This window comes from Streptomyces sp. TSRI0281 (assembly GCF_001905125.1).
In the GTDB taxonomy this organism is placed as follows: domain Bacteria; phylum Actinomycetota; class Actinomycetes; order Streptomycetales; family Streptomycetaceae; genus Streptomyces.
Genome location: NZ_LWLE01000034.1, coordinates 510,650 through 532,529, shown reverse-complemented (window position 1 = coordinate 532,529; position 21,880 = coordinate 510,650). Strand labels below are relative to the sequence as shown.

The 21,880-nt window shown below is 71.0% G+C and carries 18 protein-coding genes and 2 pseudogenes; 5 read left to right on the top strand and 15 right to left on the bottom strand.

Features of this window, described 5'->3' with window-relative positions:
- Nucleotides 1-37: 37 nt before the first annotated feature.
- The 3 genes from A6A29_RS34495 to A6A29_RS34485 are packed head-to-tail and all read right to left on the bottom strand — an operon-like array spanning nt 38 to nt 2,941.
- Complete coding sequence (locus A6A29_RS34495) at nt 38-1,231, bottom strand: dipeptidase (protein WP_073726408.1); 1,194 nt, start codon at nt 1,229-1,231, stop codon at nt 38-40.
- Between the two features lie 7 nt (nt 1,232-1,238).
- The gene (gene purE / locus A6A29_RS34490; RefSeq protein ID WP_073726406.1) at nt 1,239-1,793 is read right to left on the bottom strand and encodes a 5-(carboxyamino)imidazole ribonucleotide mutase; all 555 of its coding nucleotides are present in this window, start codon (nt 1,791-1,793) and stop codon (nt 1,239-1,241) included.
- Nucleotides 1,790-2,941, bottom strand: coding sequence for a 5-(carboxyamino)imidazole ribonucleotide synthase (locus A6A29_RS34485; protein WP_198953474.1), 1,152 nt, complete (start codon nt 2,939-2,941; stop codon nt 1,790-1,792). Before A6A29_RS34485 ends, purE begins: the two co-directional genes overlap by 4 nt.
- A 134-nt stretch (nt 2,942-3,075) precedes the next feature.
- Here A6A29_RS34485 and A6A29_RS34480 point away from each other — a divergent pair.
- A pseudogene (locus A6A29_RS34480) lies at nt 3,076-3,585 on the top strand (GtrA family protein); the annotation flags it as partial.
- 223 nt (nt 3,586-3,808) lie between these two features.
- On the opposite strand, the gene A6A29_RS34475 reads toward A6A29_RS34480, so the two are convergent.
- Both A6A29_RS34475 and A6A29_RS34470 read right to left on the bottom strand, forming a co-directional pair.
- Complete coding sequence (locus tag A6A29_RS34475; protein WP_073726402.1) at nt 3,809-5,074, bottom strand: ATP-binding protein; 1,266 nt, start codon at nt 5,072-5,074, stop codon at nt 3,809-3,811.
- A gap of 35 nt (nt 5,075-5,109) precedes the next feature.
- Nucleotides 5,110-5,787, bottom strand: coding sequence for a response regulator transcription factor (locus A6A29_RS34470; RefSeq protein ID WP_073726400.1), 678 nt, complete (start codon nt 5,785-5,787; stop codon nt 5,110-5,112).
- A 496-nt stretch (nt 5,788-6,283) separates the two neighbouring features.
- Here A6A29_RS34470 and A6A29_RS34465 point away from each other — a divergent pair, with 496 nt between their 5' ends.
- Nucleotides 6,284-7,771: a peptide MFS transporter gene (locus tag A6A29_RS34465; RefSeq protein ID WP_073726398.1), complete on the top strand. Its 1,488-nt coding sequence runs from the start codon at nt 6,284-6,286 to the stop codon at nt 7,769-7,771.
- A 200-nt stretch (nt 7,772-7,971) separates the two neighbouring features.
- On the opposite strand, the gene A6A29_RS34460 is transcribed toward A6A29_RS34465, so the two are convergent.
- From A6A29_RS34460 to A6A29_RS34435, 6 genes are all read right to left on the bottom strand, one after another.
- Nucleotides 7,972-9,318, bottom strand: a complete 1,347-nt coding sequence (locus tag A6A29_RS34460) for a hypothetical protein (protein ID WP_073726396.1) — start codon at nt 9,316-9,318, stop codon at nt 7,972-7,974.
- Nucleotides 9,319-9,332: 14 nt separating this feature from the next.
- Nucleotides 9,333-10,448, bottom strand: a complete 1,116-nt coding sequence (locus A6A29_RS34455; RefSeq protein ID WP_073726597.1) for a hypothetical protein — start codon at nt 10,446-10,448, stop codon at nt 9,333-9,335.
- Between the two features lie 53 nt (nt 10,449-10,501).
- Nucleotides 10,502-11,470, bottom strand: coding sequence for a COG1470 family protein (locus A6A29_RS34450; protein ID WP_073726394.1), 969 nt, complete (start codon nt 11,468-11,470; stop codon nt 10,502-10,504).
- Between the two features lie 110 nt (nt 11,471-11,580).
- Nucleotides 11,581-12,270: a peptidase gene (locus A6A29_RS34445; RefSeq protein ID WP_073726392.1), complete on the bottom strand. Its 690-nt coding sequence runs from the start codon at nt 12,268-12,270 to the stop codon at nt 11,581-11,583.
- 204 nt (nt 12,271-12,474) lie between these two features.
- The gene (locus tag A6A29_RS34440; RefSeq protein ID WP_073726390.1) at nt 12,475-12,966 is read right to left on the bottom strand and encodes an ATP-binding protein; all 492 of its coding nucleotides are present in this window, start codon (nt 12,964-12,966) and stop codon (nt 12,475-12,477) included.
- Nucleotides 12,967-13,156: 190 nt separating this feature from the next.
- Entirely contained in the window at nt 13,157-13,525 is a 369-nt protein-coding gene (locus tag A6A29_RS34435) for an STAS domain-containing protein (protein ID WP_073726388.1), read from the bottom strand.
- Between the two features lie 285 nt (nt 13,526-13,810).
- On the opposite strand from A6A29_RS34435, the gene A6A29_RS34430 reads away from it, so the two are divergent.
- Nucleotides 13,811-14,824 carry an RNA polymerase sigma factor SigF gene (locus A6A29_RS34430; protein ID WP_073726386.1) on the top strand — a complete coding sequence of 338 codons (1,014 nt, stop codon included), beginning with the start codon at nt 13,811-13,813 and terminating at the stop codon, nt 14,822-14,824.
- 151 nt (nt 14,825-14,975) lie between these two features.
- Here A6A29_RS34430 and hutI read toward each other — a convergent pair whose 3' ends face one another.
- The 3 genes from hutI to A6A29_RS34415 form a co-directional block, all read right to left on the bottom strand.
- Nucleotides 14,976-16,148 carry an imidazolonepropionase gene (gene hutI / locus A6A29_RS34425; RefSeq protein WP_073726384.1) on the bottom strand — a complete coding sequence of 391 codons (1,173 nt, stop codon included), beginning with the start codon at nt 16,146-16,148 and terminating at the stop codon, nt 14,976-14,978.
- A gap of 95 nt (nt 16,149-16,243) precedes the next feature.
- Nucleotides 16,244-17,611 carry a formimidoylglutamate deiminase gene (locus A6A29_RS34420; protein ID WP_073726382.1) on the bottom strand — a complete coding sequence of 456 codons (1,368 nt, stop codon included), beginning with the start codon at nt 17,609-17,611 and terminating at the stop codon, nt 16,244-16,246.
- Nucleotides 17,602-18,831, bottom strand: a complete 1,230-nt coding sequence (locus A6A29_RS34415) for an allantoate amidohydrolase (RefSeq protein ID WP_073726380.1) — start codon at nt 18,829-18,831, stop codon at nt 17,602-17,604. Before A6A29_RS34415 ends, A6A29_RS34420 begins: the two co-directional genes overlap by 10 nt.
- A 4-nt stretch (nt 18,832-18,835) precedes the next feature.
- Here A6A29_RS34415 and A6A29_RS45585 point away from each other — a divergent pair, with 4 nt between their 5' ends.
- Entirely contained in the window at nt 18,836-18,985 is a 150-nt protein-coding gene (locus A6A29_RS45585; RefSeq protein ID WP_158074500.1) for a hypothetical protein, read from the top strand.
- Between the two features lie 40 nt (nt 18,986-19,025).
- On the opposite strand, the gene hutU is transcribed toward A6A29_RS45585, so the two are convergent.
- Nucleotides 19,026-20,696, bottom strand: a complete 1,671-nt coding sequence (gene hutU / locus A6A29_RS34410; RefSeq protein ID WP_073726378.1) for a urocanate hydratase — start codon at nt 20,694-20,696, stop codon at nt 19,026-19,028.
- A gap of 88 nt (nt 20,697-20,784) precedes the next feature.
- Here hutU and A6A29_RS34405 point away from each other — a divergent pair.
- Nucleotides 20,785-21,876, top strand: a pseudogene (locus tag A6A29_RS34405) (APC family permease); the annotation flags it as partial.
- Between the last annotated feature and the right edge of the window lie 4 nt (nt 21,877-21,880).

Sequence of the window (21,880 nt, the reverse complement as noted above, 5' to 3'; positions counted from 1 at the left end):
TGCGGGCCCGACCCGGACCCGTACCCCCGCGAACGGGTCAGACGGCCGGGCCGTCCAGCTCGTCGATCGTGGCGTGGGACGGGCCGCGCCGGGTCTGGAGGTCCTGCGCGACGGCTTCCGCGTCGCGCAGCACCCGTACCGCGTTCCGCCAGGTCAGCTTGGCCAGGTCGGTGTCGGACCAGCCGCGGGCGAGGAGCTCGGCGATCAGGTTCGGGTAGCCGGAGACATCCTCCAGGCCGCGCGGGAGGAACGCCGTGCCGTCGTAGTCGCCGCCGATGCCGACGTGGTCGATGCCGGCGACCGTCCGCATGTGGTCGAGGTGGTCGGCGATCGTCGCCACGGTGGCCACCGGACGGGGGTAGGCCGCCTCGAAGTCCTCGTGGACGCGCATGGCCGGCGGGGTGGTGTCGAGGTGGTGCATCCCGTGCTCGCGCATGTTCCGGTCGGCGGCCAGGGTCCAGTCGCCGGCTTCGGGCAGCACGAACTTCGGCACGAACGTCGCCATGGCGATGCCGCCGTTGCGCGGGAGCGCGGCCAGCACGTCGTCGGGGATGTTGCGCGGGTGGTCGCAGACCGTCCGGGCGGAGGAGTGCGAGAAGATCACCGGCGCGGTGCTGGTGGCGAGCGCGTCGCGCATCGTGGTGGCCGCGACATGGGAGAGGTCGACCAGCATGCCGATGCGGTTCATCTCCCGTACGACCTCGTGGCCGAATTCCGAGAGGCCACCGATGCGCGGGGTGTCGGTCGCCGAGTCCGCCCAGTCGATGTTGTCGTTGTGGGTCAGCGTCATGTAGCGGACGCCGAGGGTGTGCAGGGCCCGCAGGGTGCCCAGCGAGTTGTTGATGGAGTGGCCGCCCTCGGCGCCCATCAGGGAGGCGATCCGGCGCTCGGCGCGGGCGCGCTCCATGTCGTCGGCGCTCAGCGCGCGCCGCAGGTGCGTGGGGTAGCGGGCGATCAGCTCGCCGACCACGTCGATCTGTTCGAGGGTGGCGCTGACCGCCGCGTCGCCGCGCATGTCCGTACGGACGTAGACCGACCAGAACTGCGCGCCGACGCCACCGGCGCGCAGCCGGGGGATGTCGGTGTGCAGGAGACCGGTCTGGCTGGTGGCGATGTCCCGTGCGTTCAGGTCGTAGCCGACCTGTTCGCGCAGTGCCCACGGCAGGTCGTTGTGGCCGTCGACGACGGGGTGGGCGGCGAGGAGCTCCCGGGCCCGGTCCAGGTAGTCCATCGGACGCCTACTTCCCGAAGCCGAAGGAGTCGGAGCCCTCGACCTTGGACCGCAGCCGCTTGCCCTTCTCGGTGGCCTGTTCGTTCAGTTCCTGCTGGAACTCCCGCATCCGGGCCAGCAGCTCGCTGTCGTGGACGGCGAGGATCCGGGCGGCGAGCAGGCCCGCGTTGCGTGCGCCGGCGACCGAGACGGTGGCGACGGGGACCCCGGCGGGCATCTGCACGATGGAGAGCAGGCTGTCCATGCCGTCCAGGTACTTCAGCGGAACCGGTACGCCGATGACGGGCAGCGGGGTGACGGAGGCCAGCATGCCGGGCAGGTGGGCCGCGCCGCCCGCGCCCGCGATGATCGCCTTCAGCCCGCGGCCGTCCGCCTGCTCGCCGTACGCGATCATTTCGCGCGGCATGCGGTGGGCGGAGACGACATCGACCTCGTACGGGATCCCGAACTCGTCGAGCGCCTTCGCGGCCGCTTCCATAACGGGCCAGTCGGAGTCGGAGCCCATGACGATGCCGATGACGGGTGAGGTACCCGAGGAGGTTCCGGTGCGGGGGGAAGTCATTCGGTGATCGTTCCTCGCAGGTAGTCGGCCGCGTGCCGGGCGCGCTCCCGCACGTCCGCCAGATCGTCGCCGTAGGTGTTGACGTGTCCGACCTTGCGGCCGGGCTTCACGTCCTTGCCATACATGTGGATCTTGAGCTGCGGATCGCGGGCCATGCAGTGCAGATACGCCTGGTACATGTCCGGGTAGTCGCCGCCCAGGACGTTGCACATGACCGTCCAGGGGGCGCGCGGACGCGGGTCGCCGAGCGGCAGGTCGAGGACGGCCCGCACGTGGTTGGCGAACTGCGAGGTGATCGCGCCGTCCTGGGTCCAGTGTCCGGAGTTGTGGGGGCGCATCGCCAGTTCGTTGACGAGGATGCCGGGCTTCCCGTCCGGTCCCCGGGTCTCGAACAGCTCGACCGCGAGGTGGCCGACGACGCCGAGCTCGGCCGCGATCCGCAGGGCGAGCTGCTGGGCCTCGCCCGCCAGCTTCTCGTCGAGACCGGGGGCGGGCGCGATGACCGTGTCGCAGACGCCGTCGGTCTGTATCGACTCCACGACCGGGTAGGCGACGGCCTGGCCGTGCGGCGAGCGGACGATGTTGGCCGCCAGCTCCCGTACGAAGTCGACCTTCTCCTCCGCCAGGACCGGGACCCCGGCCCGGAACGGTTCGGCGGCGTCCGCCTCGGAGCGGACCACCCACACGCCCTTGCCGTCGTAGCCGCCGCGCACGGTCTTCAGGACGACGGGGAAGCCCCCGACCTCCTCGGCGAAGGCCGCGGCGTCGGCCGGGTCGGTCACGATGCGGTGGCGGGGGCAGGGCACGCCGATCTCCATGAGCTTGGCGCGCATCACCCCCTTGTCCTGGGCGTGGACCAGGGCATCGGGGCCGGGGCGCACGGGGATGCCGTCCGCCTCCAGGGCCCGCAGGTGCTCGGTCGGGACATGCTCGTGATCGAAGGTGATCACATCGCAGCCCTGCGCGAAGGCACGCAGCGTCTCCAGGTCGCGATAGTCGCCGACGACGACTTCCCCGACCACCTGGGCGGCCGAGTCCTGAGGAGTGTCACTGAGGAGCTTGAATTTCAGGCCGAGGGGGATACCCGCCTCGTGGGTCATACGGGCGAGCTGACCGCCGCCGACCATGCCGACTACCGGGAACGTCACGCCTCCAGGGTATCCGCCGTCCAGGTGCTCCCCCTACGCCGTCCGGCTCCCTCTCCTCCTCATGGGCATCACACGGGAGGGCTGGATAGCATGACCGGGTTGACGAAACCTACGGACGGGGCTGAGCGATCACCATGAGCGAACGGGGCGCACTGCGGACCCGGCTTGATCTGCTGGCCCGGGAGGTCGCCAAGTTCGGCGCGGTCGGCGCGTTCGGCCTGCTGGTCAATATCGCGGTCTCCAACCTGATCTGGCGCACCACGGACATCCCGGTGGTGCGGGCCGGGCTGATGGGGACCTGCGTCGCCATCCTCTTCAACTACGTGGGGTTCCGCTACTGGACCTACCGGGACCGCGACAAGAGCGGCCGGACCCGCGAGCTGATGCTGTTCCTGCTGTTCAGCGCGGTGGGCGCGGTCATCGAGACCGGTGTGCTGTACCTGGCGACGTACGGCTTCGGCTGGAACAGCCCGGTCCAGAGCAATGTCTTCAAGATCCTCGGCATCGGGATCGCCACCCTGTTCCGCTTCTGGTCCTACCGCACCTGGGTCTTCAAGGCGCTTCCCGCCGAGGAGGCCGTGCTCAGCCCGGAGAAGTTTCTGGAGCAGCGGGGACCGTCCGACCCGATGACGTCGGCCCCGGTGACACCGGCGGCCCCGGCCGCCCCGGCTGCCCCGGTGCTGCCGTCCGGTTCGGTGACACCCCCCGCCCCGGTGATGCCGTCCGGCCCGGTGGCACCCGGTTCGGTGGCCCCCGGTTCGGTGGCCCCCGGTTCGGTGGCCCCCGGTCCGGTGACGCTGCCCCGCTGACGCTGTCCCGCCGGCGTCCGCCGACCGCTCCGGAACCCGTACGCCGCCGAGGCCGCGCTCAGCGGACCGGGCGCTCCGGATCCTTGCGGTTGAGCGCCACCCGGCTGAGGAAGAGCGCGAACACCGCGGGCTGCTGCTGGAGCAGTTCGAGCCGCCCGCCGTCCGCCTCCGCGAGGTCCCGGGCGACGGCCAGGCCGATCCCGGTGGAGTTGCGGCCGCTGATGGTCCGCTCGAAGATCCGCGCCCCGAGGTCGGCGGGGACTCCGGGGCCCTCGTCCGTCACCTCGATGACCGCCTGGTTGCCGGTGACCCTGGTCCGCAGGGCGACGGTGCCGCCGCCGTGCATCAGGGAGTTCTCGATCAGCGCGGCCAGGACCTGGGCGACCGCGCCGGGGGTGCCGACGGCCCGCATCCCGTGCTTGCCCGAGCAGACGATGGCGCGGCCCGCGCTGCGGTAGGCCGGGCGCCACTCCTCGATCTGCTGCTTGACGACCTCGTCCAGGTCGAAGGCGACGGCGGAGCCGGTACGCGGGTCGCGGGAGTTGGTCAGCAGCCGCTCCACCACGTCGGTGAGCCGCTCGACCTGGGTGAGCGCGATGTTCGCCTCCTCCTTCACCGTGTCCGGGTCGTCGGTGACGGAGATCTCCTCGATCCGCATGGAGAGCGCGGTCAGCGGCGTGCGCAGCTGGTGCGAGGCGTCGGCGGCCAGCCGTCGCTCGGCGGTCAGCATCCGGGCGATGCGTTCGGCCGAGGAGTCCAGGACGTCGGCGACACGGTCCAGCTCCGGCACCCCGTAGCGCTTGTGGCGGGGGCGCGGGTCGCCGGAGCCGAGGCGTTCGGCGGTCTCGGCGAGGTCGGTGAGGGGTGAGGCCAGCTTGTTGGCCTGGCGTACGGCGAGGAGTACCGCGGAGACGATCGCGAGCAGCGCCACCGCGCCGATGATCAGCAGGGTCCGGCCGACCTCACGGGTGACGGCCGAGCGGGACTCCTCGACGGTGACCTTCTCGCCCTGCTCCCCCTCGGCCGTGCTGCGGATGACGTTGCCGGTGGGGCGCTCGCCGACCTCGATGGGGGCCCGGCCGCGGATCTCGACCAGGGCGTAGCGGCTGGAGTCGACCTGTTCGGCCAGTACCGGGGAGGTGATCCGCTCCTCGCCCAGCAGCCGGCTCTCCACGACGCTGATCAGCCGCAGCGCCTCGGTGTCGACGCTCTCCTGGGCGCTGGCGCTGATGGTGCGGGTCTCCACGATGACCAGGGAGACACCGAAGACGGCGATCACCACGAGCACCACGGCGAGCGTGGAGTTGATCAGTCGACGGCGCATGACTGCTTCGTTTCGTCAGCTCTTCCGGTTCCGCTTCAGCTCTTCTCGAACCGGAAGCCGACGCCCCGGACCGTCGCGATGTAGCGGGGGTTGGCCGCGTCGTCGCCGAGCTTCTTGCGCAGCCAGGAGATGTGCATGTCGAGCGTCTTGGTGGAGGACCACCAGGTGGTGTCCCAGACCTCGCGCATCAGCTGGTCGCGGGTGACGACCCGTCCGGCGTCCCGGACCAGGACCCGCAGCAGGTCGAACTCCTTCGCGGTGAGCTGGAGTTCCTCCTCGCCCATCCAGGCCCGGTGCGACTCGACGTCGATCCGGACGCCGTGGGTGGCGGGCTGCGGGGCGGGCTCGGTGGCACCGCGGCGCAGCAGGGCGCGGACCCGGGCGAGGAGTTCGGCGAGGCGGAACGGCTTGGTGACGTAGTCGTCGGCCCCCGCGTCGAGGCCGACCACCGTGTCGACCTCGTCGGCACGGGCCGTCAGCACCAGGATCGGCACGGTGTGTCCGTCGGCGCGGAGCCGGCGGGCGACTTCGAGGCCGTCCATCCCGGGCAGGCCCAGGTCGAGGACGACCAGGTCGACGCCCCCCTGGAGTCCGGCGTCGAGCGCGGTCGGACCGTCCTGGCGGACCTCGACCTCGTAACCCTCCCGACGCAGGGCGCGGGCCAGTGGCTCCGAGATGGATGCGTCGTCCTCGGCGAGCAGTACACGGGTCATGTGGTGATGGTAGACCGCACGGGGCGCCCAGGGTGAAGCGCTCGCCAACGCCTGCGGGTCTGGGCCACAGAACGGACCGACACCTTTGAATGTGCGAGCCCGATTCCTTCAACACCTGTGATCCAGGTCTCATGTCCTTTCATATCCGGCTGTGTCGTGTCGTATGGTGTCCCGACGCCTGTTGCACTACTCAAGGACCTTTGGGCAGCTTTAAGCGCCAAGGGTCTCTTTTGTGTGCGGGCCGGTTACCCGCCGGCCGTGACATGAGTGAATGACCTGTGGGCCGGGCCCGGAGCGCGAGGACGCGCGTCGGGCGTGGATCCCGATGCGGTTCTTCCCCAGCCCGCGGCGCCGAGCTCTCCCCTACGGAGCCCGGCGTACGGGGCGAATCCCCCTTCGGGCGTCGGGGGTGGGGCTGCCCGTGTCGGTGCCGGCTACCCCCCACCGGGCGCGTAACGCTCACCAGGCGACGCGTCCCGACCAGCAAGGATCGACCATGGCGTCCAGCCTGACGAAGGATTCGGCCAGTACGACCGGCGGAAAGACCTTCTTCGGCCACCCCCGCGGCCTGGCCACTCTCTTCATGACCGAGATGTGGGAGCGCTTCAGCTTCTACGGCATGCGGGCCCTGCTTCCGCTCTACCTCGTCTCCAGCTCCGGCCTGGACATGAACGCGGCGACCGCCACCGCGATCTACTCCATCTACATGGCGATGGTCTACCTGCTCGCCATGCCCGGCGGCTGGTTCGGAGACCGCGTCTGGGGGCCGCGGAGGACGGTCACCATCTCGGCCGGGGTCATCATGCTCGGCCACCTGACGCTGGCCCTGCCCGGCACCGGCACGTTCTTCGCCGGTCTGGCGCTGGTCGCACTCGGTTCCGGTCTGCTGAAGGCCAACATCTCCACGATGGTCGGCCACCTCTACTCCGGCCCGGACGACCCGCGACGCGACGGTGGCTTCACCGTCTTCTACATGGGCATCAACCTCGGTGCCTTCGCCGCCCCGCTGATCATCGGCACGATCGGCGAGAAGGTGAACTGGCACCTCGGTTTCGCCATCGCCGCGCTCGGCATGGCGCTGGGTCTGGCCCAGTTCCTCATCGGTACGCGCCACCTGGACGCCCGCTCCAGCATCGTCCCGAAGCCGCTGTCGGCCCAGGAGCGCCGCTCCACCCTGCGCAAGGGTCTGCTGTGGCTGATCGTCGCCGTCGTCTTCTACGGCGTACTGGTGGCCACGGACGTCTACACGCTGAACTGGGCGCTCGTCCCGATCACCGTCGCCGGTCTGATCATTCCGGTCGCCGTGCTGGCGCGCATAAAGCGGGACAAGGACCTCTCCGCCACCGAGCAGTCGAAGATGTCCGGCTACATCTGGTTCTTCGTGGCGGCGGCCGTCTTCTGGATGATCTACGACCAGGGCGGCTCGACGATGTCGCTCTTCGGCGAGTCCTCGACCTCGAACAGCCTGTTCGGTGTGGACTTCCCGACCTCCTGGTACCAGTCGGTGAACCCGGTCTTCATCATGGCGCTCGCGCCGGTGGTGGCCTGGATCTGGCTGGCGCTCAACCGGCGCGGCAAGGAGCCGAGCACGGTCGTCAAGTTCGGCTCGGGTCTCTTCCTCGTCGGTGTGTCGTTCCTCGTCTTCATGATGCCGCTGACGCTGGCCTCGGACGGCGACAAGGTCAGCCCGATGTGGCTGGTATCGATCTACTTCCTGCAGACCGTCGGTGAGCTGTGCCTCTCGCCTGTCGGCCTCTCGGTCACCACGAAGATGGCTCCGGCGAAGTACGGCAGCCAGATGATGGGTGTCTGGTTCCTGGCCGTCACCGCGGGCGACTGCACCACCAGCCTGCTGTCGCTGGCCGGGGTGGATCTGAACAGAACCGGGATGGTGGGGCTGGAAGCGGCGCTCGCGATCGTGGCCGGGTTCTCGATCTGGATGTACCGCAAGAAGGTCGCCACCCTCATGGGTGATGTGCGCTGACGGGTACTGACACTCGTCGTCCGTGAACGGAAGGGCCGCCGCACCCCGTCCGTGAACGGAAGGGCCGCCGCACCGGGAGAACGGTGCGGCGGCTCTTCGTCGTGCGGTACGGCTCGTCGTGCGGTGTGTCTCGTCGTGCGGTGTCTCGTCGTGCCATACGGCTACGGCTCGTCGTGCCGTACGGCTCGTCGCGCGGTGCGTCAGCGAGTACCGCGCAGCCTGCGCCACGGGGTGAACGTGAACACCGCGCCGCCCAGCAGGATCGCCGTACCGGCGACCAGACCGAGTGCGCGCAGGGCGCCGTCGTCCTCGGCGCCGGTGGCGGCCAGGCCACCGCCGGAGTCCGTACCGCCGCCCGATGCCGCGGCGCCGCCGGAGCCCGCCGTGTCACCGCCGGACGCCCCGCCCGGCTGGGCGGAGGTGTCCAGTTCCAGCGAGACGGCGACCCCCGCGGGCGGGGTGCAGGTCGTCGTCGTACCGGCGGCCAGCACGGTCAGTACGCCGGGGCTCAGCGTGGACTTCCCGCTCGCGCCCGGCTTGTACGTACCGGTGAGATCGGGGATCTCGATCGGTGCGCCGGTCTTGATGACCTCCTTGTTCAGGGGGCCCACGACATGGACGGTGCCCTTGTCCGCCCCGCCGAGCTTGACCTCCATGGAGGGCTTCACCTGGTTCGCCGGGATGTCGATCGGGCTGTCCATCACCGACTTGCTGAACTTCACGGTGAGGGCGTAGCCGCCGCCGCTCTTCTTGGCGCTGATCTTCACGGGGGACGTGGCCTTCTTGTCCCCGATGGGCGTCTTGCAGGCGTACGCGACGGACACTTCCTTGCCGGGGAAGTCGGTCTGCCCCTCGCCGCCGCCGCTGGAGCCGCCGGACCCGCCGGGGCCGGAGCCCCCGGAGTCCGTGCCACCGGCCGATGTACCACCCGCCGTCGTACCACCGGCGGTCGTGCCCCCTGCCGTCGTGCCGCCGACGGTCGTGCCTCCGTTGGCCGTGCCGCCGGTCGTGGTGCCGCCGCCCTCCGTCACCTTGATCGTGGCGCCGGGCTGGACGGCCTCCTTCGGGGCGCACTTGGTGTCCGTGGAGATCGGCTTGGACACGTTGATGCTGTACGCGTCCGGGGTCAGTGTGATCTCCCCGGCCATGTCCAGCTTCAGTGTGCCCTTCATGTCGGGCAGCACCATGGGGCTGTTCTTGGGGATCGGCGGGTTCTGCCGCGGCCCTTCCAGCTTCAGCTCGCCGCTCGCCGCACCGCCCACCTTGATGGTGCCGGTCGGCTTCACCGTGTCCTTGCCCAGGTCGAGGATGTCGGGATTCTTGGAAGCGGCGGCCACCGTCTTCCAGACGACCTCGATCTCGTCACCGACCTTCGCCTCGGCGGGCGCGGTCAGCTGCACCTTGGTGGTGCCCTGCACGGCGGGCAGCCCCGAAATGGGTGGCGGTATGCACTCCGTGCTGTACGAGACGTCGGCGGCCTGGGCCGGGCTCGCGGCCAGCAGAATGCCCGCGCCGCCGAGCATCAGCGCGACTCCGGCCGCGCTCATCCTCCGTTGCGTGCTCACGAATGTCCCTTCGTCGTGGGTCGGTTCTCTGACGGTGCGGAATCCGGGGTGAACCACGGCAGCGCGGCCGTGGTCGTCGTCGTCGGGCCTTCGGCCGGGGGCGCCTGCGGTGCCGTGCCGCCTCTGCGGCGCAGGACGGGCAGGTTCGCGGTCGCCTCCGGCGGCTGCGGGGGGCGGTGGCGGCCGGAACGGGCGCCCGCCCGGTCCGAGCGGGGCCGTACTTTGTCGACGATCGCCATGCCGATACGGAAGACGGCGGCCGGGACGACGACGCACAGCAGGATCCAGAAGAGCGTCACGCCCCAGGGGCGGCCCACTCCCCAGGGCTGCTCGGCCAGCACTTTCGTGCCGTACCGCAGGGAGACCTGGTAGTCGCCGTGGGCGCCCGCCGCCAGTTCGACCGGGAGCTTGATCTGTGCCTTGCGGCCTGGCGCGACGGTGCCGCGCCACTGGTGTTCCTCCCACTGCGGGGCGTACACGCCGTGCGCGGTGCCCACCTCGAAGACGGGGTCCGTGACCGGGGCGGAGCCGAGATTGCCGACGGTGACGACCAGCCGCCGCGACGCCGGGGCACCGAACCAGGTGAGCAGTGAGCTGTCACCCTCCAGCCGGGTGGTGGCCAGTACCGCGAGCTTCCCGCCGGTCGGCCGCGGCAGCGGTGCCGTCGGGTGCCCGGCGACCGTGAACACCGCGTCGGCGACGGCCTGTTCCCCGGTCACCGTGACGACATGCACGACACACGGGCAGGGTTTCGGCGGCTCGGCCACCGGCATCTTCTTACTGAAGGCGCCGGACTTGTCGGTGGTGACGGCCCTGCCCTCGGCGTTGGCGCAGGAGTTGGTGCCGCCGATCACGCCCTTGTCCGGGGTGGACTGCCCGCAGATCAGCAGCATCAGCAGGGTGTCGGCCCGCCAGCCACTGCCCTTGACGGTGATCTCGCCGCCCTTGCCCGCCTCCTTCTTGGACAGGGTGACGGCGGGCCGGCCGTCCGCCGCACGGGCTCCGGTGGAGCCCAGGAGCAGCAGCGCGGGCAGCAGGCAGAGCAGCAGCGCGACGAGCAGCTTCGGCAGCGGAGCGCGAAGCGGTACGGTCAGCGGCGCGCGAAGCGGTATGGGGGGTCGGCGGTGGTTGCCGCGTCCTGGGGTCGCCGGTCCGGTCAGTTCCCTCACGTGTCCGCTCCCGCCTTCACCACGTGCCTTTCGTCGGAGTCCTGTCGATGTCCGTGACGAAGCCGCAGCCGGTGCCCGAGCCGGAGCCGGTACGCGCCTGCGGCGAGGGCGCCCAGAACCAGCAGCGCACCGCCCGCCAACGGGGCTCCGGGGACGTACGTCGCCGAGGCCGACGCCTCGTCGTGCGCACCGCCCGCGGCCGTGACCCGCAGCCGGACCGTCGCGGAGTCGAGGGCAGGGGCGTCCCGCCAGGGTTCGGTGAGCTCCACCCGCTGTCCGGGGCGCAGTTCCAGCGGCAGGGCGCGGGCCTCGCGGCGCAGCAGCGCGCCGAAGACCCCGTCCGCGCTCACGGCCAGCCGCGGCGCCAGGGTCGCGTTGCCGCGGTTGACCAGCGTGTAGTGGATGGTGCGCCCGGACACCGCGACGTCCTCCACGGTGAGCGCCGCCAGCGTCGGCCCGCCGACCCGCAGCCGGATCGGGACGCCCACCGTACGGCCGCCGCTCTCCGCCACGATCGCCCCTGCGTGGTCGCCGGGCGCCGTGTCCGGGGGCACGGTGACGGCGAACGGCACCTCGGCGCGGGTGCGGGCGGGCACGGTCACCTTCCCCGAGGCGAGCCGCAGCCATGCCCCGGCCCCGGTGGAGCCCTTCGCCTCCCGTACGGCAGGGTCGGCGCCCTCTCGCCGGTACGTGTCGGTGCCCCGCAGCCGTACGGTCAGCGGGGTCCGGCCGGGGTTGGTCACCGAGAGCCGGTCCTGGAGGACCGTGCCGGGTACGCCCTCCAGGTAGAAGTACGGCCGCCCGCTGTCGCCGGTACGGGCGCCCCCGGCCGCCGGCCGCGCCACCCAGCCGGCGGAGCCCGCGGTGTCCGAGGAGCCGTCCGCCGCCGCCACCGGGGTGATGGAGCAGGCGCACAGCAGTACGGTGAGCGCCGCTCGGGCGGCGTACGCGGTCAACGGCGACATGGACGGCTCCCGCTCCCTTGATGCTCCCTGTGCGACGTTCACGCCCTTTGCGCCCTTTGCGCCCGCGCGACCCGCGCGTTCTTCGGCGCGGGCGGCTCGGCGGCAGGGGCTCAGCCCGTGGTCCGCTGCCCGCGCCGGGTCAGCCACAGCACCCCGGCCGCCCCGGTCAGCAGCACGGTGCCGCCGAGCGTGCCGAGCGCTGCCGCCGAGTCGAGCGGGCCGGTCTTCGGCAGTTCGCCGCCACCCGCCGGAGGGGCCGCGGGGGCGCCGCCCGAGCCGCCCGAGGAACCGCCCGAGCCCTGCACATCGAGTTCGAGCGAAGGACCGGGGCTGTTCTTGGGCGTGCAGGTGGTGGTCGTACCGACGGCCTTGATGGTGAGCACCCCGGCGGTGAAGGTGACCTTGCCGCTCTTCTTCGGGGTGTACATGCCCGTCAAGTCACTGATCTTGATGGGGGTGTTGGGCGGAATCGCCTCCGCGTTGGCGGGTCCGGTCACCTGGATCTGCCCCTGCTCGGCGCCGCCCAGCTTGATCACCGCGCTCGGCTTCATGGCCCCCTTGCCCAGTTCGACCGGACTGGAGGAGACGCCCTTCTGGAAGGACATGGTGAGCTGGTAGCCGCTGCCGCTCTTGACGCCCTTGATATCGATGGGCGACACCGCGCCCTTGGGCCCGATGGGCGTCTGACACTGGTAGTTGACGTCCACGACCTCGGCATGCGCGGCGGGTGCGGCCATCAGCACCACCGAGCCCGCCAGCGCAGACGCCAGCGCCAGCGCTGTCCGCTTCTGGTTCGACACCTCGTGTTCCCCTCACGCCGGAAGTCGCCGCGCGCCGTGTTCCGTACCGGCGCGATTTGCTGACGACACATCAGATTGGGCGCTCAAGGTACGCCCGGCGCCTTGTGGAGGGAAGACAAAGAGCGCGCCGATCCGGCGCGCTCTTGGGTGTTCATGGGTGGGGGCGATGTGCGGGGAGGGGCGGGCGCGGTGACGCGCCGCGAGTTACGCAGGAGCGGCGAGTTCCGCCCAGACGGTCTTGCCCGGCTCGTCCGGCGTACGTTGCACGCCCCAGTCCAGGCAGAGCCGCTGCACAATGAACATGCCGTGACCACCGGGCCGTCCGGCCCGGTGCGGGGTGCGCGGTGCGGGCTGCCCGGCACCGCGGTCGACGACCTCCACCCGCAGCACCTTCGCCATGCAGCCGATCCGGAGTTCCTCGGGGCCCTCCGCGTGCAGGCAGGCGTTGGTGACCAGCTCGGAGACGACCAGCAGGACGTCCTCGGCGGCGGCGCGGCGGTCGGCGGTGGACGCCGGGAGCCAGCCCCAGTCGTGGAGCGCCTGCCGGGCGAAGTCGCGGGCCATCGGCACAATGCCACTGGCCTGCCCCAGTGAGAGCGTGCGCCACTGCCGCTCCGCCGGAACGGGCGAGGGTGCGCCCGCGCCGTCCGGCTCGCGGCCGAGGTCGCCCGGCGGATGCTGCCGGGTGGTGCTCATCAGCGCTTCACCTCACCGATTCACCGTGTCGCCATCGAACAGATACTGATCAGATACAGAGTGTGCGGGCCGCCAGGACACCGCCGGGGTGTCTCCTGCCCGGCCGAATCGTGACAACACCCACTTCACCCACACGATCGCGTGACACAGGCGACACTCAAGGCGCCGGGAGCCACGAAACGCGGCGCGGTCAGGTGTCCAGCGCCTCCGCGAGAGTGGCGTGGACGGTGAAAACCGCCTCGGCCCCGGTGATCTCGAAAACTCTCGCCACGACGGGCAACATGCCGGCCAAATGGACCCCTCCCCCGGCCGCCTCAGCCTTGAGGCGGGCACCGAGCAGCACATTCAGCCCGGTGGAATCACAGAATTCGAGGCGCGAGCAGTCGACCACCAGGCGCGCACGCCCCTGCTCGACCGCGCTCTCCAAAGGTTCCCGCAGCAGATCGGCGGTGTGGTGATCGAGCTCACCCACCGGCGTCACGATCTCGCTGCATCCCTCGGTCCGGGCCTCGACGTGAAGTCGCCCCCGGTTCGCACTGCCGACCGTCCCGCGGTCCATGCCCGTCCCTCTTCGCCGCTCGTCACTGTGCGCGTCACTGCCTGTGCGGCTGCATGCGTAGCTGCCGCCGACGTTCGTAAAACAGTACGCGTTCCGTACGCCACGCGGTAGTCGAAGAACTCAACAAAGCGGACATATAGCGGTATTTGGCGCTTGTAAGTCCCCGTACGAACCGGGTAAGGGTAGAGGGACACCAGAAACACGGCCGGCTTTGGAGGCGCCGCTTCACCGCAGGAACACGTATGGGCATCGGCAGCCATATGCCGAGAACGATGGAGGAGAAGCATGTCACCCCGGCTCGACGAGGCGCGTACCCACAACGCGACGTCGATATGTCCTCAGGGACCGACCGATTCCGAATTCCCTGCCGCGAACGCCGTACCCGGCCCGCGCACCGGCACCACCAGCACCACCCTCAGTACCGCCGGCAACACAGGAACCACCACAGACAGCACCACCACAGACAGCACCGCCGCGGACACCGGCGACACGGGGCTCGAAGGGCTTCCCGAGATCCCGCCCTACGCCGAAGTAGGGGCGCTGGACGCCAGGGCGCTGTCGAAGACGCTCTTCGAGCGGCTCGAATCCCTCGAAGAGGGCACCCACGAGTACGCCTACGTCCGTAACACCCTGGTCGAACTCAACCTGGCCCTCGTCAAGTTCGCCGCCTCCCGGTTCCGCTCCCGCAGCGAACCGATGGAGGACATCGTCCAGGTCGGCACCATCGGCCTGATCAAGGCGATCGACCGGTTCGAGCTGAGCCGCGGAGTCGAGTTCCCGACGTTCGCGATGCCGACCATCGTCGGCGAGATCAAGCGTTTCTTCCGCGACACCAGCTGGTCCGTGCGCGTGCCGCGCCGCCTGCAGGAGCTGCGGCTCGACCTGGCCAAGGCGGGCGACGAGCTCGCCCAGAAGCTGGACCGCTCGCCCACCGTGAGCGAGCTGGCCGGGCGCCTGGGCATCACCGCCGACGAGGTCGTCGAGGGCATGGCCGCGAGCAACGCGTACACCGCGAGTTCGCTGGACGCCAAGCCCGAGGAGGACGAGCACGAGGGCGCGCTCGCGGACCGCATCGGCTACGAGGACCACGGACTCGAAGGCATCGAGTACGTCGAGTCCCTGAAGCCGCTCATCGCCGCGCTGCCTTCGCGGGACCGCATGATCCTCTCGCTCCGGTTCGTCTCCAATCTGACCCAGTCGGAGATCGGTGACGAGCTCGGCATCTCGCAGATGCATGTGTCCAGGCTGCTCTCGCGGACGCTGGTCAAGCTCCGGAAGGGCCTGACCCTGGAGGAATGACCGGTCCGCCCCCGGCACCGGAGATCACTTGCGGAAGGACCTGCCCCAGCCATGGGCGCGGGTCCTTCCGCATGTACGGCCCCGTCACGCGGCCCGCAGAGCGGTCACGTGCCTTGTCGCGCGGCCAACGTCACGCGGCCCCGTCGCGCGGTCAGACCGTGCGTTCGCCGCGCTGCCACACCGCGCCGACCAGCGGAACTCCCGGCCGGTAGGCGAGGTGGACATGGCTGGGAGCGTCCAGGAGTACGAGGTCGGCGCGGGCGCCGGGCGTGATGCGGCCGATGTCCGTACGGCGCAGTGCGGCGGCGCCGCCCGCGGTCGCGGACCAGAGGGCTTCATCGGGGGTCATGCCCATGTCGCGTACGGCGAGCGCGATGCAGAACGGCATGGACGAGGTGAACGACGAGCCCGGATTGCAGTCCGTGGAGAGCGCGACGGTCGCGCCCGCGTCGAGGAGTCGGCGGGCGTCGGGCCAGCTCGCGCGGGTGGAGAACTCGGCGCCCGGGAGCAGGGTGGCGACCGTGGCGCCCTGTCCCAGGGCGTCGATGTCGGCGTCGGTGAGGTGGGTGCAGTGGTCGGCGGAGGCGGCGTCGAGTTCGACGGCGAGCTGGACGCCGGGGCCGTACGTCAGCTGATTGGCGTGGATGCGGGGGTGCAGGCCCCTGGCCCGGCCCGCGGTGAGAATGGCGCGGGCCTGGTCGCCGTCGAAGGCGCCCTTCTCGCAGAAGACGTCGATCCACCGGGCGTGCGGGGCGCAGGCGTTCAGCATCGGACCGGTGACGAGGTCGACGTAGCCGGCCGGGTCGTCGGCGTATTCGGCGGGCACGACGTGGGCGCCGAGATAGGTGACCTCGTCGGTGTGGCGGGCGGCGATGCGCAGGGCGCGGGCCTCGTCCTCGACGGTGAGCCCGTAGCCGGACTTGGTCTCGAACGTGGTGGTGCCCTGGCGCAGGGCCTCGGCGAGGTAGTGGGCGACGTTGGCGGAGAGTTCGTCGTCGGAGGCCGCGCGGGTGGCGGCGACCGTGGTCCGGATGCCACCCGCGGTGTAGGGGCGGCCCGACATCCGGGCGTTGAACTCCTGGGTGCGGTCGCCCGCGAAGAGGAGGTGGGAGTGGGAGTCGACGAAGCCGGGGATCACCGCTCGGCCGGCCGCGTCGAGGGCGTTGTCAGTGGCGGGTGCTTTGCTTGATTCACCGGTCCAGACGATGCGGTCGCCCTCGATGACGACGGCCGCGTCCCGGATCAGGCCCAGGGGGGTCCCGTTTCCGAGGGAGGGGTCATTGGTGACCAGGCTGGCGATGTTGGTGATGGCGGTCGTCGTCATCTGGAGACCGTTCTCCTTGGGTTCCGGCTTGGGTTGTGCCGGTTCGGGTGGCTCCGGCGGTTGGGGGGTTTCCCGTGGCTCCGGCGGTTCGGGGCTCAGCCGTGCAGGGCGGCGATGGCTGAGGCGAGTGCTCCGGGGACATCCTCGATCCGTGTGTGCAGACCGTCCCGGACGATGTGCCGTCCCCCCACGACCGTATGGCGTACATCAGCGGCGGAGGCGGCGAATACGGCTGCTTCGGCTGCCATCCGGGGCACCGGCCCCGCTGTTCTGACGGAGTCCAGGGCGATGGTCGTGAGGTCGGCGGGCGCACCGGGTTCGAGGGTGCCCGCGTCCGGCCGGCCGAGTGCGGTGTGCCCGCCCGCGGAGGCGGCGCGGAGCAGGGCCGCCGCCGTCCAGTGGCCGCGTCGATGGGTGCGCAGGCGCTCGTTGAGCTCCATCGCGCGGGCCTCTTCGAAGAGGTCGATGACGGCGTGGCTGTCGCTGCCCAGGGAGAGCGGCGAGCCCGCCCGCTGGAGGGCGGCGGCGGGACCGATGCCGTCGGCGAGGTCGCGTTCGGTGGTGGGGCACATGCAGGTGCCGGTGGCGGAGGAGCCGATCAGCCCGATGTCCTCCTCGGTGAGATGCGTGTTGTGGACCCCGGTGGTGCGCGGGCCGAGGACCCCGTGGTCGGCGAGGAGCCGGGTGGGGGTACGGCCGTGGGCGGCGCGGCAGGCGTCGTTCTCCGCGGTCTGCTCGGAGAGGTGGACGTGGAGCGGGGCCTGCCGTTGCTCGGCCCAGGCCGCGACGGTGGCCAGCTGCGGGGCCGGGACGGCCCGTACGGAGTGGATGGCGGCGCCGATCAGCGTGTGGTCGTCGCCCTTGAGGAGGGAGGCGCGCTCGGCCCAGGCATCGGCGGTGGTGTCGGAGAAGCGCAGCTGGTGCCGGTTGGGCTTCTCGCCGAATCCGGCGGCGAGGTAGGCGGTGTCCAGCAGGGTGATGCGGATGCCCGCTTCGGCCGCGGCGGCGATGAGCGCCTCGCCCATCGCGTTCGGGTTGTCGTAGGGCGTGCCGCCGGGCGCGTGGTGCAGATAGTGGAATTCGCCGACGGAGGTGATGCCGGCCAGGGCCATTTCGGCGTACGTGGCACGGGCGAGGTCGAAGTAGGTGTCGGGGGTGAGCCGGGCGGCCGCCTGGTACATCAGCTCGCGCCAGGTCCAGAAGGTGCCGGAGCCCACCTGGACCGTGGAGCGCAGGGCCCGGTGGAAGGCGTGCGAGTGGGTGTTGGCGAGGCCGGGGAGCGTCAGGCCGCGCAGCACCGTGGCGCCGGGCGGCGGTGTGTCGACGCCGGTGCGGACCCCGGCGATGCGGTCCCCGGCGACGTCCAGGGTGACGCCCGGCTCGACATGGGTGCCGAGCCAGGCGTGGGACATCCAGTACGTCGCGGTGACGGGCTTGCCGGTGGGCTCCGTTGTCAGCTGCACGCGAGACCTTCCAGTACGTCGGCGAGTGCGATCACCCCGGCCACGCAGTCGTCCTCGGCGGCGTGCTCGGCCGGCGAGTGCGAGATTCCGGTGGGGTTCCGTACGAACAGCATGGCGGTAGGTACCGAAGCGGACAAAATACCCGCGTCGTGTCCCGCGCCGGTGCCGAGGACGGGTACGGCGCGCCCCGTGTCACCGGCGCCGCCCCGCGCTCCGCGACCGCCTTCGAGGATCTTGGAGAGCTCGTCGCGCAGGGCGTGCTCGAACTCCACCACGGGCGTGAAGGACTCCCGTACGACATCGAGATCGATCCCGGCCCGTTCGGCGTGCTCCCGGGCGGCGCGCTCGATGCCGGTGACGACGGCGTCGAGGGTGGCCTGGTCGGCGGCGCGCGAGTCGAGCCAGCCGCGTACGAGGGAGGGGATGGCGTTGACCCCGTTGGGCTCGACCGCGATCTTGCCGAAGGTGGCGAGGGCGCCGGTCAGTTCCGCCTCGCGGCGGGCGGCCAGCACGGTCTCGGCGTACGTGAGCATGGGGTCGCGCCGGTCGACGAGGCGGGTGGTGCCCGCATGGTTGGCCTCGCCCCGGAAGTCGAACCTCCAGCGCCCGTGGGGCCAGATGGCGGAGGCGATCCCGACCTGGTCACCGCTGAGGTCGAGGGCGCGTCCCTGTTCGACGTGGAGTTCGACGAACGCTCCGACGCGGGCGAGGCGTTCCGGATCGGGACCGATGGCCTCGGGGTCGTATCCGGCGGCCTCCATGGCCTGCGGGAGGGTGATGCCGTCCGCGTCGCGGAGCCGGTGGGCGTCCTGCGCGGTCAGCCGTCCGGCGGTGAGCCGGGAGCCGACGCAGGCGAGGCCGAAGCGGGCGCCCTCCTCGTCACCGAAGTTGGTGATGGCCAGCGGCCGGACGAGCCGGGCTCCCCTGCGGCGGAGCTCATCGAGCGCGGCGAAGGAGGAGACGACGCCGAGGGGGCCGTCGAAGGCGCCCCCGTCCGGTACGGAGTCGAGGTGCGAGCCGGTGACGACGGCGTCACCGGCCAGGGGGTCGCCGAGCCAGGCCCACTGGTTGCCGTTGCGGTCGACCTCATGGGTGAGCCCGCGGGCCTCGGCCTGCTGCCGGAACCAGGCCCGGCAGTCGGCGTCCGCCCCGGACCAGGCGTACCGCCGGTATCCGCCGCTGCCGGAGTCCCGCCCGAGGGGCGCGAGCTCGGCCCACATCTCGGTGAACGAGGCGGACGAGAAGGAGGACGAAGCGGACGGGACCGGTGAGGCAGACGAAGTCGGTGAGGTCGGTGAGGCAGACGAGACCGGTGAGGTCGGTGAGGCGGACGAAGCCGGTGAGGTCGGTGAGGCGGGTGAGGTCCGCGGGTGAGGCGGGACGGGTGAGGGGGAATCGTCGCCCCGGAGGTCGCTCACGCGTCCTCGCCCCCACCCTCGCGCATCGGGATGCGGACGCCCTTCTCGTCGGCCACGCGCTCCGCGATGTCGTAGCCCGCGTCGACGTGCCGGATGACGCCCATGCCGGGGTCGTTGGTGAGCACGCGGCGGATCTTCTCGCCCGCGAGCTTCGTGCCGTCCGCGACGGAGACCTGGCCCGCGTGGAGGGAGCGGCCCATGCCGACGCCGCCGCCGTGGTGAATGGAGACCCAGGAGGCGCCGGACGCGACGTTCACCATGGCGTTCAGCAGCGGCCAGTCGGCGATCGCGTCGGAGCCGTCGAGCATGGCCTCCGTCTCGCGGTACGGGGAGGCGACCGAGCCGCAGTCGAGGTGGTCGCGGCCGATCGCGAGGGGCGCGGCGAGGGTGCCGTTGCCGACCATGTCGTTGAACATGTCGCCCGCCTTGTCGCGCTCGCCCTGGCCGAGCCAGCAGATGCGCGCCGGGAGCCCCTGGAACTGGACCCGCTCGCCGGCCATCTTGATCCAGCGGTGCAGGGACTCGTTCTCCGGGAAGAGCTCCAGGATCGCCTTGTCCGTCTTGCGGATGTCGGACGCCTCGCCGGACAGCGCCGCCCAGCGGAACGGCCCCCTGCCCTCGCAGAAGAGCGGCCGGATGTACGCGGGCACGAAGCCCGGGAAGTCGAAGGACCGCTCGTATCCGGCGAGTTGGGCCTCGCCCCGGATGGAGTTGCCGTAATCGAAGACCTCCGCCCCGGCGTCCATGAAGCCGACCATCGCCTCGACGTGCGCTGCCATCGACTCCCGCGCCCGCAGGGTGAAGTCGGCCGGCTTCTCGGCGGCGTACGAGGCCATGTCCTCGAAGTCGACGCCGCGCGGCAGATAGGCCAGCGGGTCGTGCGCGCTGGTCTGGTCGGTGACGATGTCGACCGGGGCGCCCTCGGCGAGCATGCGGGGCAGCAGCTCCGCCGCGTTGCCGAGCAGCCCGATGGAGAGCGGGCGCCGGGCGTCGCGCGCCTCGACGGCCAACTGGAGGGCGTGCTCCAGGCTGTCGGCCCTCACATCGAGGAAGCGGTGCTCGATCCGGCGCTCGATGGCGCGCGGGTCGCAGTCGATACAGATCGCGACGCCGTCGTTCATGGTGACGGCGAGCGGCTGGGCGCCGCCCATGCCGCCGAGCCCGGCGGTCAGGGTGATCGTCCCGGCGAGCGTTCCGCCGAACTTCTTCGCGGCGACGGCGGCGAACGTCTCGTACGTGCCCTGGAGGATGCCCTGCGTGCCGATGTAGATCCACGACCCGGCGGTCATCTGGCCGTACATGGTGAGCCCGAGCGCCTCCAGGCGGCGGAACTCCTCCCAGTTCGCCCAGTCCCCCACCAGATTGGAGTTGGCGATCAGGACGCGCGGCGCCCACTCGTGGGTCTGCATGACGCCGACCGGCCGCCCGGACTGGACGAGCATCGTCTCGTCCTGCTTGAGCGTGCGCAGCGTACGGACCATGGCGTCGAACGAGCGCCAGTCGCGGGCCGCCTTCCCGGTACCGCCGTAGACGACGAGCTTGTCGGGGTGCTCGGCGACCTCGGGGTCGAGGTTGTTCTGCAACATGCGCAGGGCGGCTTCCTGCTGCCATCCCAGGGCGCTCAGTTCGGTACCGCGCGGTGCCCGTACGGGGCGGGGTCCTGACATGGGGATGCCTCCTCGCGACTGTGAATTCTGTATTCATATCCTGGAGGTCTGAATACTTATAGTCAACAGGTGCGCGCCACGCCGCCGGGAGAAGGCGTTCAAGGTCCCGTTCCTGACGTTCGTCGTCGCCTTCATGGTGATGTGCTCGGGCCTGTCGTCCGCGAGCGCCGCGGCCCGCGCCTTCAGCGGCGACTACCTCGGCGAATTCACCTCCGCTGTGCCGCCCACCCCGGTCGCGATCCTGTTCATCCTGATCCTCGCCGCGCTCAACCTGCGCGGAGTCGCGGAGTCCGTGAAGACGAACGTCGTCCTGACGGCCGTCGAGGTCATCGGGCTGCTGGTGATGCTGTCGATCGGCGCGTACGCGGTCCTGAACGGCGACGGCGAGCCTCCCGGCCGACCGGGTTCGAGGCGAGCGGCACCGGATACGCCCTGATCACCGGGGTCCTCGGCGCGACCGCGCTCGGCTTCTGCGCCTTCGTCGGCTTCGAGGACTCGGTGAACATGGCCGAGGAGACCCAGGACCCGGCCCGTACGTTCCCGCGCGCCATCTTCATCGGCGCGGCCGTGACGGGCACCCTCTACCTCCTGGTCGCCCTGGTCTCCTCGCTGCTGGTCGACCACCGCACCCTGGAGCAGTCGAGCGGCCCGCTCCTCGAAGTCGTGAAGGCGGGCGGCATCGACTTCCCGCCCCCGGCTCTTCGCGCTGATCGCGCTGTTCGCCGTGACCAACTCCGCGCTGATCAACATCATGATGGCCTCGCGGCTCTGCTACGGCATGGCCGACGAACGCATCCTGCCGCGCGCCATGGGCCGCGTCCTGCCCCGGCGGCGCACCCCCTGGGCCGGCATCCTCCTCGTCTCCGTGCTCGCCGTCGGGCTGGTCTCCACCGGTGAGATCGAGGGGCTCGGCGACACGACCTCGTTCCTGCTGCTCTGCGTCTTCGCTGTCGTCAACATCGCCGTCCTCGTCCTGCGCCGGGACCCCGTGGACCACCGGCACTTCCGTACGCCGACGGCGCTGCCCGTACTCGGCGCGATCACGGCCCTGATCCTGGCGAGCCCGCTCGCCGACCGGGACGCGGACGTCTACGTCCGGGCCGGGGTCCTGCTGCTGATCGGCATCGGCCTCCGGGCCGTCAACAAGGTGGTGATGACGGCCCGCGAGAAGACCCCCTGAGGGC